This is a genomic window from Mastigocoleus sp. MO_188.B34 (assembly GCF_030065675.1).
Lineage (GTDB): Bacteria > Cyanobacteriota > Cyanobacteriia > Cyanobacteriales > Nostocaceae > Mastigocoleus.
In genome coordinates this window covers 1-14,925 of the sequence record NZ_JASJDK010000169.1, presented here as the reverse complement: position 1 = coordinate 14,925, position 14,925 = coordinate 1, and the positions used below count along the sequence as shown (strand labels likewise).

The following is a 14,925-nucleotide window of genomic DNA, read 5'->3' as shown; positions in this document are numbered from 1 at the left end:
CCTAGGAATTAAAAAGCTTTGGGAACCAGGTCAAATATTCCATGAGAATCATCCCACAATCTTAGAAATATTCAACTTTGCCAAACAGAACCAATGGACATTGGCAACCATAGGGTTAGACTTTAAAAGATGTGAAGCACCGATCCAATTGGTACAAGGAATTTTACAACGACTTGGTTTAAAAATGCCTCGACTAAAAAGAAAAGGTGATGGTAGAAAGAACAAGCGTGTATACATTTACGGTGCGCCAGTAGCTGACTGTCTGAAGATTGATGGTAAGCCCGTGATGGATCGTAATGGTTTTGCAATTCCCCTTGACGACGGCAGAGAAGAAATTTTCCAGCAATGGGAAGCTAGAGATTTGGAGCTAAGGAGCAAGAAACTTTCTGAAGAGATGGAAGCAGCCAAGGCATTAGAAGAACAAAGGTTAGTACAAGAGCAAGAAATGGAGAATATTCCACAATCAGTACTCAACAGTAAGCTTACTCCTTGGATGGAGACGATCGCCGAATACTGGACTGACCCAGAAACAGTAGGAATAGCAGCGAGAGATTTAGATCTTACAGACAGGACATTGTTTGACCATATGGTTGGACAATTTACTGCTGAGCAAACCAACTATATCTATGAATGCATGGCAGTAGCTGTGTAAGAGAAGTAATAAGCTTATTTTCTAATTGTTTAAACTACTGGTAATAAATTAAATATTATTTGGTAACGGCGCAAGATGATATTTTTGTAGATCTGAAAACGTCTGCTTTGTTGTGTCTGTCAAAAATGCGTCTATACCCTATATATATTAATTATTAAAATAACTGTTTATATAGCGTCTACCCTTGAATAACGTCTACAGAAGAGTTCAAGGCGCATGCCGTGCGTCTTCCATTTTGGTGGCTAACGAAAGAATAAGCTTTAGAGGGTCATCGGAAAAATGATCAAAAATCTTGGAAACTCCCTTCTGGTAAAGATTTTAGGGTCATCGGGAAAATAATAGACAACAATAATTATTTGGTTTTAGAAGTTTATGATTTGGTTCCTGTTTCTGCGGATGTTTTAAAGAAGCCAGTGAAAGTTAAGAAAGGCATTAGTACAGCGCGACCATTTGTATGTGGAAATTGGGATTCTTATGAGTTGAACAAGACATATTCAAGGAACTATTAGCCAGATATGATTGCTCTGCTTAAAGTCTCCAGGTTACCGCGCCCTGAGACTACGTCAAGCTTTGCTAACGGGCTGTTCTGCTCGCAGTAGGCGCGGCCTGTTCATATTTCTGACTTCGGTTAATCCGACCTAAATGTATATTGGGGAATTAATTTGTTTTTAAAACCAATGTTTTTCTAAATAATTACTTATAAGAGGTGTAGACGCAGGTGTGTTATATCAAGCTATATGGATCAAGCATGGATTCTGTAGATAAAATTTTTGATGATGAAACAGAGGATGAAGATAATTTGGAGAATACTATAACATAAGTACTATAGAGTAGCTGGACATGATTGGAATGGAAGATTTTTCTAATTATGGATGGGCACCTGGGGATGATAGCGACAATTGCTACTAGTTATTGAAACACAATTGCTTTATGCAATTAGCTGTAAAAGGAATGGATACTCTGATGGGTGAAGCGAAGCGCAGAAGAAAATTAAATCCTAATTATGGTCTGGGTGGTGTAAGGCCCAGAAAAAAACCACAGATAACTCACACGGGTGACATTCAGCTTAAAAAGCTGCCGTTGACAATTGAATCATTAACGGATTATGACTTAACAATAATTGATTGTAATTTTCAAGGAATTAACCCAGATTTTATACATCTAAATTTTGAGTATTTGAGAGATGCAGTAATAGGTTTTTGTTACAAATCTTATTCCTATGGAAGGAGAGCTTATCTCAAGCCATTGATGAGGAATCAAGTAAATTTAGAGCGGTTAAAAAATGAACTTAGAAATCAACAGGGTGTGCTGTTTATTTATGATGACTATGAACTGTCGGAATTGTGTACATTTTTTTGGGTTAAAGCAGTAGATTGTGAGCGTCAAGTAAAAATGGCTTTAGGAGATTATGTAGGTAGTTGGATTGGTAATTTAGTCCAAGAATCAGCCAAACAAGCATCCATAAACAACTTTCCCATCTTGACTTATTCTCCAATTTCACAAATCAATGATGAAGCGCCAGCCACATTTTTTCTAGCTAATTTAGACGAGGAATGAATCAATTTTATTTGATTCCATTGGTGAGAACTTAAGCTGCTTACTTGAGAAATGATTAAAATAATTTGTTCAAACGAAACAATAGAATTTTCAATCAAAGAATTGTTGAAGATTGAAAATAATAAAATATCAATCAAATTATATTTTGAAAAGGTAATAAAAACTGTAGCGCCAAATAGTGAATATTTGGATGCAATGAACAATGCACAAAACTTAGGAAATCTTTTAAGAGTTTTCCGAGATAAGACTTACGAGATAAATCGAGAATTTGATTTGAAAAATTGTGTGTTATTAACTTCTATGAAATAGAATTTTCAATAGTTTTGTAAATTTAGTGATGTTATTGCTTGCATTTTGATTGATATCTCTATCCGGGAAAAGAGCATTAATTTTTACCTTTGTATCTGATAGTTAACTTTGTGTATGGAACGGTTTTTTATGTCTATGTACTTAATTGTGAGTAATATTTTAGGTTAGAATTTATAAGTTAACAAACGTAAAAATTGTTTGTGATGAAAAAGGGTAGACTTTATAAGATAAAAAAATATGATTCAAATCAGTTTAATGAACTGTATAAGAAAGCAGTAGAAGAATTTTCATCAGCAAAATTAAAAGGTGCAATCATTACTATTTATTACTTGCCTTTTCTGAAGAAGGGAAAACCTAGGCTGCAGTTAGAATTTAATACAATTCCAGATGTAGTGGAAGAAATGGGTAATACTCAAGAATTATTATCCCATATTTCACTTATGGAGTATCGTGACCCTGAAAAGCATGTTGACGATCATGTTCTCAGAGGTTGGAATTTTATGACTTTGTTTGATTTGGTAAAAAATGATTCTGGTAGTGGTATAGATGGTCGTTTTTATTATCAATCAGCTTTGACTACTGATGATTTTTATAACAATCTTGGAGATAAGGATGAATGGTTGGTTGAAGTTATTGAGCGTACCAGGAATGGAGAAATATTAGCTGAGATTTTTATAGAAGAAGAAAAAAGATTGGCAGCTAATAAAGCTGCTGATAAACTTTTACGTTTGAAGTAAGCCTTTGGGACAAATAATTTTAGCGTGTATCTACAGTGACTCTGTACTTTGTGTTTGGACGCGCTGAGGGTGTGTTTGACCGTTAACGCTGCCGGATATTTGGATGTTTATCCACATAAGAGGAGAAAGGTGGAATAGGAGCTTCAAACCCGCTTATAACAAAGACAGTGAGAATAGAGAAGGAAAATAACACTGCTATGAGAGCCGGATTAGCCACTGCGCCTTGGAATTGGGATGACCTAATGACCTATCCCACACTTCTTGGATGCACAACCAAATATAGGATAGTGTATTGGCTTGCTCTAAGATAACCACTTTAAAATCTGGAATAACCAATACGTTATCTGCAATATTAGGTATATAAAATTTTCTAAGATGCAGTTTAAAACATTACGTTATAGTTATGGATCCAATTACTACAGCAATTGTGGCAGCAATTGCTGCTGTTAGTAGCAGCGCTATTAAAGATAGTTACTCAACTCTCAAAACTTTATTAAAAAAGAAATTTGGTGAAAAAAGTGATTTAGTAGAGGCTGTTAACAAGTTAGAAGTAAAGCCCCAGTCTGAAGCTAGAAAAGCTATGGTTCAAGAGGAAGTTGAAGCTGCTAAGGCTAACGATGATCTGGAAATTGTCCAGTTAGCTCAAAGTTTACTTGGAAAGCTTAAAAGACATCCAGAAGGGGAGAAAGTGATTAATCAGACTATTAGCAATGTCAAATATGCTGCTACTTCTGGTACTAGTACAGCAAGTATAAGTAATATCAATGAAAATTTAATATCGGAAGATGAATAGAAATTTAGTTCAATTTGTAAAAAGATTTTAATCTGCGATGTCTGATCAACCTGACATTAAACAAGCAATTACAGGTGCTGAATATGCTGTTACCTCAGGAACTGGAAGAGCTGCAATTTATATTGCCAACTATTATTATCTTCAAGACCCTAAGATAGTACCTGCTGAATCTACGGTAACTACGAATAATGAAAAAATCCCATGCCCTTATCGCGGTTTGTTTCACTTTGGTCCTGATGACGCGGAGTTTTTCTTTGGACGTGAGGAACTTATAGAAGAACTGTTCGTTGCAACTAAAACCCATAACTTTATATCTGTATTGGGTGCGTCGGGAAGTGGTAAATCTTCGGTGGTATTAGCAGGACTTGTGCCAAAACTACAACAATCAGGTAACTGGTTATTTGCTCATTTTCGTCCTGGTTCAGACCCTTTTTATGGTCTGGCCTCAGCGTTAGTTCCTCTTTATACTCCAAACTTGAATGCTACTGAACAGATAAATCAAGCTCGTCAGTTAGCTTCTTATTTTAGTGAGGGTAATATTTTTCTTGCTGATGTTTTTGCCCAAATTCACCAAAATCATCCTAAATTAAGGATATTGTTAATTGCGGATCAATTTGAAGAAATTTACACTTTATGCGTGGATCAAAAAGTTCGTCGTAGTTTCCTAGATACTTTATTAGCTAGCTTTCAACCTTCTCCTTGTCATTCCCAGTATGATGATGTGCTAATTGCAACGATGCGGGCGGATTTTTTGGGAAATGCTCTCTTATATCCACCTTTCGCAGATATATTGAAAACTAATATGAAGCTTATCAGGTCGATGAGGCGTGATGAACTTTTGCAGGTAATTGAAAAACCTGCCCAGAAGTTGGGGGTAACTTTTGAAGTAGGACTTGTTGAACGTGTATTAGATGATTTAGAAGATGAGCCAGGGAATTTAGCTTTATTAGAATTTACTTTAACGGGGTTATGGGAAAAGCGAATGGGTAAAAAAATAACTCATTCAGCTTATGAGGATATGGGTGGGGTAAAAGATGCCCTCGCTCGCCATGCAGATAAGTATTATTATAAATTGAACTCTATTGAGCAGAAACAAGTACAGCAAATTTTTATCCAATTAGTGTATCCCGGTGAAGGTACACAAGATACACGCCGACCATCAACAAAAGTGGAATTAGGTAATAATAAATGGTCTTTAGTAAAAGATTTAGCGGATGCACGATTAGTGGTGACTAGTCGCAACGCTATTGGTCAAGAGACAGTAGAAGTTGTCCATGAAGCACTGATTCTTAATTGGGACAAGTTTCGACAATGGATGAACATACACCGTAGCTTTCGGGTTTGGCAAGAAAAATTACGTATTTCCGTGTATCAATGGATGCACTCTAATCAAGATAAAGAAGTATTGTTGCGGGGCGTAATCTTGGCGGATGCACAAGAGAAGCTTAAACAGCATCAAGAGGATCTTAGCGAAGAGGAGCAATTTTTTATTGAGGCTAGTGTAATACAGCGAGATTGGGAACTTATTCGACGTTCACTAGCAAGATTGATTGCTTTTTTTGGATTGGCAGGGATTTTGTTGTTAATTTTGGGTTTAGTAGGGTTAGCAGGTCGCTGGATTAATACTGAAATTAGTGAAATTCATTCCTTGCTTCAAAGTTCTGATAGGCTTTTAAACTTAGATAAACGGGAAAGTTCTGATAGGTTTTTAAATTTAGATAGACTGAGAAGACGAACAGCTTTTGAATCGAGCATAAAAGCTCTTGAATTAAGTATAAAAGCTGCTATTAAAATGCAGAACAGACTCTGGTTGTATCCTGGTATTAACACTCAAGTAAAGCTGACACTATTAAATACAGTTAATAATGTTGCCACACCTAATGTTTTGGGAGGACATGCAGGTATCGTTAATTTCATTAGTTTCAATCAAGATGGCAAGCTACTTGCTTCTGCCAGTTTTGATAATACAGTGAAACTTTGGAATGCCAAGACTGGTAAGCAAATCAAAACTTTTTTTGGACATACAGATTTTATTCATGCGGTTAGCTTCAGTCCAGATGGCAAACTTCTCGCTTCTGCCAGTCGTGATAGTACAGTTAAATTGTGGAATATTAGTACTGGTAAACTAATCAAAACTCTTTCTGGGCATACAAAGAATGACTGGATTTATGGTGTAAGCTTTAGCCCAGACGGCAAGATTCTAAATTCTGTCGGTAGGAAGGTGGTGAAACGTTGGAATGTTGATACAGGCAAAGAAATCAAAACTCTTATTAATGACTATATAGGTAGAGATATTTCAAGTTTGAGTTCAGATGGCAATATTTTAGCTTCTGTTGGTGACAATATAGCAACACTCTGGAATGTCAAAACTGGTAAGCAAATCAAAACTCTTACCTTGTATAAGTCTGTTAAAAGTATCAGTTTGAGTTCAGATGGCAATATTTTAGCTTCTTTTGGTGACAATACAGTAACACTCTGGGATGTCAAAACTGGTAAAAAAATCAAAACCTTAGTCGAGTATCAAGTTGAAAGTATCAGTTTCAGCCCCGATAGTAAGATTTTTGCCTTTGCTGATAGTCGTGGGGTGATAAGACTGTGGGATAACATTACCAAAGAAATTAAGATTGTTACTGGGCATACATCCAGTATTTATGATATTAGCTTTAGCCCAGATGCCAAACTTTTGGCTTCTGGCAGTCGTGATAGTACAGTAAAATTATGGAATACCAGTACTGGTAAACTAAGCAAAACTCTTACTGGGCATAAAGAATTAGTTTATAATATAGTTTTTAGCCCTAATGGCAAGTTTCTTGCTTCTGCTAGTCTTGATGATACAGTTAAACTATGGGATACTACTACTGGTAAAGAAATAAAAACTTTTATTCGAAATTCATTTTCAAGTGTTAGCTTCAGTTCAGATAGTAAAATTCTGGCTTTTGCTGATGGTAAGGCAATAAAACTGTGGAATGTTAGGACTTTAAAATTAATCAAAAACCTCAAGGCGTATGAAAGAAGCAAATGGGGGTGGAAATTCTTTGATCGTCCTGGAAATATCAGCTTCAGTCCTTATGGCAAGCTTCTTGCTTCTCAGTATAACCAGAAAAAGGTGAGATTGTGGCATGTCGATATTGACAAACCAATCAAAACTCCCTCTCTCACTGAACATGACTTTGAAATTACACACATCACCTTCAGTCCAGATGGCAAACTTATTGCTTCTTTGGGTGATAGTTCTACTGCTAAGATGATAGTGAAATTGTGGGATACTACCACTGGTCAAGAAATTAAAATCTCTACTGGATCTTATATCAGAAGCATTAGCTTTAGCCCAGATAGTAAACTTATTGCTGCTCCTGGTGAGGATAAAACAGTGAAAATTTGGGATGCTACCACTGGTCAAGAAGTCAAAACCTTCTATATGCGTAAACACATACATGTCATCAGATTTAGCCCAGACGGAAAGTTAATTGCTTTTGTCCCTGAATACAACAGTAATGTGGTGTTTTTGTGGAAGTGGAGTTTTGATTATTCCCTTGAGGAAGGGTGTAGGTTTATGCGTGATTATTTCAAAATAAATCCTCCTGATAATGAAGAGGATAAGCATCTGTGCGATAGTGTTAGCAGGAGTTAAATAATTAACCCTCTCTGAAGAAACACTTGGTGTAAGGCTTATGTTACAAGGGTTTGAGTAGAGGGAGCATTTTGTGTATCTTGGGAAATTGGCAAAAGTTCAAGACCAAAAGAATGAGCTTTTTTCTTGAGATTTTTTAGGATTTGCTCTTGATATTTTTGCTCGTAATAATCCATGCCAGGGTCAAAATATTGCCCAGTAGTTGTCCACATATGATAGAAGATAGAACATACGTGCTAGCTTGTGAACAGTAGCGGTTATCGCTTTGGGTGTACCCAAGCGAGAGCGTAAACGTAGATAAAAAGCTCTCAAAGCAGGCCGACTTTGAGTTAAAAGCCCTTGATATTGTTTATGACTGATGCCTAAAAGTGGTTTTGTTCTTTGAGGATATTTTTGGATATAGTTGGAAACTATAGACATTTTTCATCAAAATAGTGGAGTACTAATTTTCCTGCCTACCAATTTTTTTATAGTTATATTAATATTTTGGATGAGTCTATTTTTGTAACACAACCCGGAAACCAATGTGGTCGTAGCGGAAAACGGAACTGCTGGATGAACGACATGCGGAACGGCAGTTATAAAAAGTGCTGAGCCACGAACCACCGCGCCGCATTTTCATTATGTGAAAAAAATGGTTATCATTCTTGTTATTTATCCAGGCACTACCGTCTGTAGGTGCTCCTTCATAATCTTCATGCCAATCATCAAGACACCATTCCCAAACATTGCCATGCATATCATACAAACCAAAAGCATTTGCTGGAAATTGTCCTACTGGAGTAGTTTCTTTACGGTATTGTCCTTTGGGTTCATTTGCGTAAACATCACTAGCATCATAATTTGCTAAATCATCAGTAATTGTTTCTCCAAAATGAAATGCAGTAGTCGTCCCTGCACGACAAGCATATTCCCATTCTGCTTCACTCGGTAGGCGATATTCTCGACCTGTATGTTTGGAAAGTCGTGAGCAAAATTCTACTGCATCATTCCAAGATATATTTTCTACTGGTCGGTTATCACCTTTAAAATTAGATGGCTTTGCTTTTAATTCTCTTTTAACCTGAGGTAAATTAGCTACCTTTTTCCATTGGGCTTGAGTTACTTGGTATTTTCCCATAAAGAATGAACCCACTCTAACTTCATGTTGTGGATGTTCATTACCGCGGGACCATTTATCGTCAGTAGTTTTTAAAGAACGGCCTAGAATTACAACGCCACCCAAATCTTCAGCAGTTGAACCTATTTTCAAAGAATCACCTGGTATTTCTACCATTTCTAGGCTTACACCGTTACCCAAATCTTCAGTAAAATATCGTGTTTTTAAGTTTCTCCTACTACTAATTTTTCCTTGTGAATTGACGCTGATAGTTTCAAAATTAAAAGTTTGTAGTAATGGTGTTGATGTTGAGGTTGAAGTTGGTGTTGACGTTGGCGTTGGCGTTGGTGTTAGTGTTGAATTTGTTTGTTGTGGTAAGTTTCCCTGATTCGATCTACCTTGCAGTAATCTTCCCCCTACTACACTTAAACCTACTCCTGCTCCCAACCAGCCCAAAGTTTTCAGTATTTCCCGCCGCAATTTTCCCCCTACTTCAACCTATTTTCTAGATGTTCTCTTCAACTTTGTTATTGCATTTATTGTGTCAAATACACTTTGATAATTTTTACAATAAAGTGGTATCTTACTGCGTATAGCAACAAGTTATCCTTTGTTTGCATTTTTCTTAATAATTGGAGTCTTGGCAAGTCCTTGTCAGCTTTTTGTGAAGTAATTTTAGCGATCGGCACAACAAATGTCGTCGGGTAAGAAAAGATACGTTACCGTACTTTTCTCCCCTAAGAACGGCCCGCGATAGTTTCCCATCAAGCCGCTCAAGCCTCAGTGACTTCCCAGGGTGGTAATGCAGGCCATTGAGTTATCTAGCTTTTAGGTTTGTTGCTGTGAATAGTGTTGTCGATTAACTTTTTGTTCGTCGTCGTTAACAGATTGTTTGGGTTCTTGTCAGATTTTGGTGAATTGATTTGTGATCTAAAATATGTTTGCGTTTTGTGCGTGTTGTACAAGAAAATCAGGTTTTGTGGAATGGAGTGTCTAAAGTCCCGTAATATAAGGGTTTCAGTGAATTAGTAGTAACTGTGTCCATGATGTGAAGAATGCAGGGAGCACCGAGCAGGGAGCAGGGAGCAGGGAGCAGGGAGCAGGGAGCAGGGAACAGGAAACAGGGAACAGAAAAGAACTACACCACGAAGGATGTATGGTGTTGTAATTTTTTTTATCGGGATTGCTTTTATTGTTTCTCCCTAAAGCTGGGCAATGAATGCCGGTTCATGTTTTATATCCAGGGGTGAAGAACCCTCAAGCACGAATAACGGTAATATCACGGTTATTAGGTGTGGTAAGAACTTGTGTAGATAAACGTTCTTCAATTGGTGGGGCACTTTTGCGTCTATCAAAGACAAATAACCAACCTTCATTTACATCCAAACGGGCCAAATATGATTCTAATTGTTCGATTCCTTCTGCTTGGGGGTCACGCTTCTTTTCGCGCCATACCTTGAGTTCGATTCCTAACGTAACGGTTTTATATTTTAAGCATAGATCCATCCTGTCGCTACCAATGGCATATTCCCGTTCTAAGGAACCACCACCGTTGACAACACGATGTAAGAAAGCCATTAATACGATGTGGGGTGCAATTTCGTGATAAGTAGTAGTACTTAATAGTGGTTCTCCATGTTGTCGCCAAAACTTGATAAAAGCTTGTAATAAGGCATCTTTGTCTAATTCACCCGTAGGAGTTAACCAAGTGGGAGTAATATGGGGTAAGCTGTCTTGTGTATCTTGAACTAAAATACGGGGAATAACTTCGCGGTAAATGGAGTTAGCAATTATCAGTCCCCCTGCGGGGTCGCGTCGCAATAGTCCTAAATCGATTAAATATTGGCGGTCGTCAGCAGTGGTATGACCTAATGCTTGTCCAGATAATATAGGTTCGATAATAGTTTTTACCCGTTGTTCAGTGAGCTTTTCGGGAAGAGAATCAAGATGAGTATTTTGATGAGTAATTAATATTTGCGCTTGTTGTAAAATATGTTGTTTGGTAATGGGAATGGTTCTATCTGTAACGAGTTTTTCAACAATTCCTTTGGCAAGAGCATTAACTAACCAAGGTTGTCCTTGACTTAATTCGAAGGCGGTGATAGTAGCTTCTGGGGTAAAAATTTGTCCAGTATCTAGAGTATGCTGTTGATATAATTCTTGAACTTCAGTGGGATTGAAGTTTCTCAGAGTAATGGAACTAACTTTAATATTAAAAGGGCTAGCTGTATTTAATCTGTCACTACCACCGGATGCAACCTTGTAATCGCGGACATCGCGTAAGCCGACTAATCCCATAGATGAGGGGAAATTTTCTGGACGATTGGGAAAACCATCGCGTAACTGTCGTAAAACGGAGATTAGAGTTTGGTTTTGTAAAGAATCAATTTCATCGATAAATATGACTAAAGGCTTAGGTGAGGTTCTTGCCCAAGCTTGGAAAAAAGCTCTAATTCTGCGTCCTGGTTCTTCCTTTTGACGTTGAGTTAGGATAGGTGGTTGCAATTCATCAGGTAATCGTATGGCAATAGTATCGTACCAAGTGCCTAAAATAGCAAGTTCAGCGGTAGCAGGATCATTGTTAAATGCACTTCCGACTTCAACAGAGACCATAACAGCAGCGTAGTGGTTTCTTTGGGTTATTTGTTTAGCGAGTGCGAGCATAGCGGTAGTTTTGCCGGTTTGTCGTGGAGCGTGAACGACAAAATAACTGCGTTGAGATATCAAGGGTTGAAGATCTGGCAATCGACTAGTAGGCGACAGCATGTAGTGGATGTCAGCTTGGCAAGGACCAGCGATGTTAAACCAACGGGGCATTTGATGTGTACAGATAAGGGAATACTAAGAGTTTAGACGATTTTGGAGATGAGATAAGATTTTTTGATTTCGGTGAACTGTATGATTCGTGTCCTTTATTTTTGATGGTAGTTTATTTAGGACACAGTTATGTTATTTTAGTAGTGAAAAGGGTTTGATGTATGCGGGGGTAGTTTTAATGAATGAAGCTTATCAAAAATATGTAAATCCAACGGTAAGAACAGCTTGGTTGCAAGAATGGACAGGTGGGTTTTTGAGAAAGTTAGATGAAATATCTGATATGGGGAAGGAGGAGATAAAGTCTTGCTGTGAGGATTACAAAAAGAAATATATCGAAGAAATTAAGGTGCGTTCTGAATTAAGGGCAAAAAAGCGGGGTAAAGAGTTGCAAGAAACGTCTTGGATGAACTCTGCAGCGAATAACCTGTCACAGGTGAGAAATGCAATTAAGCTGTGGCAGGAAGACATAATTCTAGATGAGAGTAATAGTTATTTTCAGGTAACGAAAGATGGTGAGGTGTATCAGCACTTAGCTTTACTTGTAATGAACTTTGATAGTGAGTTCCACCACAAGCGCATGGCTCCAACAGAAGAGAAGAAGCAAGCTCAAAGACGGAACTTAGTAAATATAAGGAATGTGGATGAATATCAAAGGGCAATAGAAAAGTTATTATCTTCAGAAGATTGGAAATCGGTGGCAGTGGGTTTAATGGCGGCGACGGGTAGACGTGCGGGTGAGATATTAAAAAGTGGTGAATTTAGGCAGTTAGGGCAATTTGAAATAGAGTTTATTGGGCAGCTAAAAAGTAAAGATAAAGAAAGAAATGGTTATGCAACATTTACTTTGGTGGAATCTTACAAGGTATGTGATGGGTTATTGCGGTTGCGTGGGATGCCTGAGATAAAAGAATTGGAAGATAAAACACTAGCTCAAGTTGATAGTGGTTGTAATAACAGTATTAATCGTGTGGTAGTAGAAGTATTTTCTGGAATAATTGAGCCTCCGGTGGGAGAATTACAGTTATCAACCAAGAATTTGCGTGCATCCTATAGTGCGATCGCGATCTATCTATTTTGTCCTTGGAAACAAAGCACGAGTTCTTTTATAAGCGATCGTCTGGGACATACTTCAGATGCAACAGCTTCTAATTATGAGGATTATCAGGTAGTAGACAGTGATGGTAAACCTTTAACTCGTGGTGCATGGGTAGAAAGGATAGGAGAAGAAGTGCAGTCGTCTAGAGAAGAACTGGCGGAAATAATTGTTGTAACGGCCTCCGTACGAGAAAAACTGGATGATGAAAGTTTCCTTCCTTACCCAGATATAACAAGTAGGATGGAGGAATTGATTCGTTTAGCAGAAATTGGTAAAAAGTATGAGTCAGGGGAATTAGTGACAGAAGTGAGAGCACCGATGGGTCGTGAGAAGAAAAAACCTTGTATAAAAGACCTTGAAACAATGACGTTTGATGAGTTGAAAGGAACAAAGGTATCTGGGAGCAGTGATGAGAAGATAAGACGGGCAGTAGCAGCACTGAAAGAACATAATTTAAAGTGTGGTGGTGATAAAAGGAGCCAGTGGGCAATAAATGTAAGAGCAATCAAAGATTTAACAAACTGTCGTACAGCGGTAGTAGATAGTTATTTAAGGTCAGAAGAAGGGATAGAAGAATTAGGGGTTCGATTTGAGCAAGATAAGGAAGGCAGGTTGAGACCTGTAATAGGTTATAACGAAATGGCAGGTTTTTCTTTGCAGCAGAACCGGGGAAAAGGAAATATCAGAGAAATAATTAAAATAGATTAGTGAACTGCAAGCCAGCTTTGTGTGTTAAGTGCAAGTTTGCATACATGTATATTTATATTCATTAATCATAAATAAAAAGCCGGCGTTTTCTGCATATAAATACTTAAAAAAGTATTTATGAGTATTGAAAATAACATTAAATAGGGCGCTAAATGGACACGCAGCATGGATATTTGTTGACGCGTTTACATTATTTGGATGCATTGCGCGCGTTGTGATGAACGGGTTTAGGCACGGGTCTAAACACACAGTGGGAAGGAGAGGAAAATTTTCCGGAAGCTGGTGAATTAAAGTGAATAAAAATAAGAACTTGACAGGGATGATATACTATATTTTACTCATTTAAACAATTTTAGAGTTATATGAGACTTATAGAGGTTAGGGAGGGCTTAGAAGTAAGTTTTACATGATGATAGGTAAGTAAAAGTAGATAGATAATATTTGTGAGGTAGATTTATATGCAGGATAATTATAAGATAATCCAAGAAATTTGCCATATAATTCGTAATGCAGGGATCAACAATACACCGGAAGTAATTGATATTGTAGAAAAAACATTAAAGAAGATAGATAGTGGTGAGATATTAGAATTAGCGGTTTTAACAACAATAAGGTCTCATGTTCGAGGTTGTTCTCGGTAATATAAAGTGAGATATAAAAGTATTTTTGATCAGTTTGTTGGATGGATGATGATTTTTGGGGTTGCACAGGAGAGGACCCAAATGAACTTTTTTTAGCGAGGATAACCTGAAGCAGCAAAAGTTGGACTTAGAATTTGGACTCGGTAGGGACACATCTTTATTTAATGGATAGTTAGCTTACTGCAAGGGAGTCAAAAAAAATTCAGCTTCTTAGTACTTCTGAAGCAGTTTTAAATTAAAATGTGTTTATAAGGATAAGATGTTCAATGAAAATATAAAAAATATATCTAATAGATGTAAAGTCTTGGGTTAAAATATTTTCAGTATAACAAGAGAAATTTGCTGTTTACCCCATGATTATTATGGGGTATTATTTCCTAGAAGTGAGGATAGAAGGGAAGAGCAGAAATAATAAGAATAAGAATATAAACTGTGTCCATTTCAGATAAAGACACGGTTTGCTCAGATGAGATGGACAACTTTTATAATTAAGGAGATTATTAAGATTTTGAGTGTAGGTTTTTTCTACAGATTGAGAGGGAATATAAATAAAAAGAAATAGTTATTGACGCACATATTTCTACAAATACATAATACCATATTCATGGAAATAATGAGCAAATAATTTTGTGAGCTTGAAAGCGTCTTTTTGAGCTTTCTGTGCTAAGCTATTCTCTGCTTCAATGAAGTTGATGTTGATTGAGGTTTGTGTCTTAAAAGCATTCTAAAACAATCAATTAACTGTGTCCTGTAATTGACACGGTTAAACTGTGTTTAGGTGATATACAGCTATTTGATGGATAGAGTAAAATAACTGTGTCCTTTATGTTAAAGTGATATTTGGAATATAATTTAAACATTTAATGAGTAAAGTATTGGACTATC

11 protein-coding genes are annotated in these 14,925 nt (G+C 37.1%); 8 read left to right on the top strand and 3 right to left on the bottom strand.

The window, feature by feature from the left end; all coding sequences use genetic code 11:
• The 6 genes from QNJ50_RS26250 to QNJ50_RS26225 form a co-directional block, all read left to right on the top strand.
• The coding region (locus QNJ50_RS26250) for a hypothetical protein (RefSeq protein ID WP_300641471.1) at nt 1–652 on the top strand (652 nt) is incomplete at its 5' end.
• 930 nt (nt 653–1,582) lie between these two features.
• Nucleotides 1,583–2,209 carry a hypothetical protein gene (locus QNJ50_RS26245; RefSeq protein ID WP_300641469.1) on the top strand — a complete coding sequence of 209 codons (627 nt, stop codon included), beginning with the start codon at nt 1,583–1,585 and terminating at the stop codon, nt 2,207–2,209.
• A gap of 51 nt (nt 2,210–2,260) precedes the next feature.
• Nucleotides 2,261–2,518 (top strand): hypothetical protein, encoded by a 258-nt coding sequence (locus tag QNJ50_RS26240; protein ID WP_300641467.1) that lies wholly within the window; start codon nt 2,261–2,263, stop codon nt 2,516–2,518.
• 200 nt (nt 2,519–2,718) lie between these two features.
• Nucleotides 2,719–3,255, top strand: a complete 537-nt coding sequence (locus QNJ50_RS26235) for a hypothetical protein (RefSeq protein WP_300641465.1) — start codon at nt 2,719–2,721, stop codon at nt 3,253–3,255.
• Nucleotides 3,256–3,658: 403 nt separating this feature from the next.
• Nucleotides 3,659–4,048, top strand: coding sequence for a hypothetical protein (locus QNJ50_RS26230; RefSeq protein WP_300641463.1), 390 nt, complete (start codon nt 3,659–3,661; stop codon nt 4,046–4,048).
• 37 nt (nt 4,049–4,085) lie between these two features.
• Nucleotides 4,086–7,679, top strand: a complete 3,594-nt coding sequence (locus QNJ50_RS26225; RefSeq protein ID WP_300641461.1) for a WD40 repeat domain-containing protein — start codon at nt 4,086–4,088, stop codon at nt 7,677–7,679.
• A 38-nt stretch (nt 7,680–7,717) separates the two neighbouring features.
• On the opposite strand, the gene QNJ50_RS26220 is transcribed toward QNJ50_RS26225, so the two are convergent.
• The 3 genes from QNJ50_RS26220 to QNJ50_RS26210 all read right to left on the bottom strand — a co-directional run bounded on the left by QNJ50_RS26220 (nt 7,718) and on the right by QNJ50_RS26210 (nt 11,595).
• On the bottom strand, nt 7,718–7,891 hold the full coding sequence (locus QNJ50_RS26220) for a hypothetical protein (protein ID WP_300641459.1): 174 nt from the start codon (nt 7,889–7,891) through the stop codon (nt 7,718–7,720).
• 284 nt (nt 7,892–8,175) lie between these two features.
• A complete protein-coding gene (locus QNJ50_RS26215; protein WP_300641457.1) occupies nt 8,176–9,258 on the bottom strand; it encodes a formylglycine-generating enzyme family protein in 1,083 nt (360 codons plus the stop codon).
• Nucleotides 9,259–10,035: 777 nt separating this feature from the next.
• On the bottom strand, nt 10,036–11,595 hold the full coding sequence (locus QNJ50_RS26210; protein WP_300641455.1) for an AAA-like domain-containing protein: 1,560 nt from the start codon (nt 11,593–11,595) through the stop codon (nt 10,036–10,038).
• An 88-nt stretch (nt 11,596–11,683) separates the two neighbouring features.
• Here QNJ50_RS26210 and QNJ50_RS26205 point away from each other — a divergent pair, with 88 nt between their 5' ends.
• Together QNJ50_RS26205 and QNJ50_RS26200 are read left to right on the top strand one after the other, a co-directional pair.
• Nucleotides 11,684–13,399, top strand: coding sequence for a protelomerase family protein (locus QNJ50_RS26205; protein WP_300641453.1), 1,716 nt, complete (start codon nt 11,684–11,686; stop codon nt 13,397–13,399).
• Nucleotides 13,400–13,857: 458 nt separating this feature from the next.
• On the top strand, nt 13,858–14,040 hold the full coding sequence (locus tag QNJ50_RS26200) for a hypothetical protein (protein ID WP_300641451.1): 183 nt from the start codon (nt 13,858–13,860) through the stop codon (nt 14,038–14,040).
• Nucleotides 14,041–14,925: the final 885 nt, after the last annotated feature.

Bases quoted from the DNA above. Each gene is read 5' to 3' on its own strand.
- QNJ50_RS26245 (WP_300641469.1), top strand. From the start codon at position 1,583: ATGCAATTAGCTGTAAAAGGAATGGATACTCTGATGGGTGAAGCGAAG.
- QNJ50_RS26240 (WP_300641467.1), top strand. From the start codon at position 2,261: ATGATTAAAATAATTTGTTCAAACGAAACAATAGAATTTTCAATCAAA.
- QNJ50_RS26230 (WP_300641463.1), top strand. From the start codon at position 3,659: ATGGATCCAATTACTACAGCAATTGTGGCAGCAATTGCTGCTGTTAGT.
- QNJ50_RS26225 (WP_300641461.1), top strand. From the start codon at position 4,086: ATGTCTGATCAACCTGACATTAAACAAGCAATTACAGGTGCTGAATAT.
- QNJ50_RS26220 (WP_300641459.1), bottom strand. From the start codon at position 7,891: ATGTGGACAACTACTGGGCAATATTTTGACCCTGGCATGGATTATTAC.
- QNJ50_RS26210 (WP_300641455.1), bottom strand. From the start codon at position 11,595: ATGCCCCGTTGGTTTAACATCGCTGGTCCTTGCCAAGCTGACATCCAC.
- QNJ50_RS26200 (WP_300641451.1), top strand. From the start codon at position 13,858: ATGCAGGATAATTATAAGATAATCCAAGAAATTTGCCATATAATTCGT.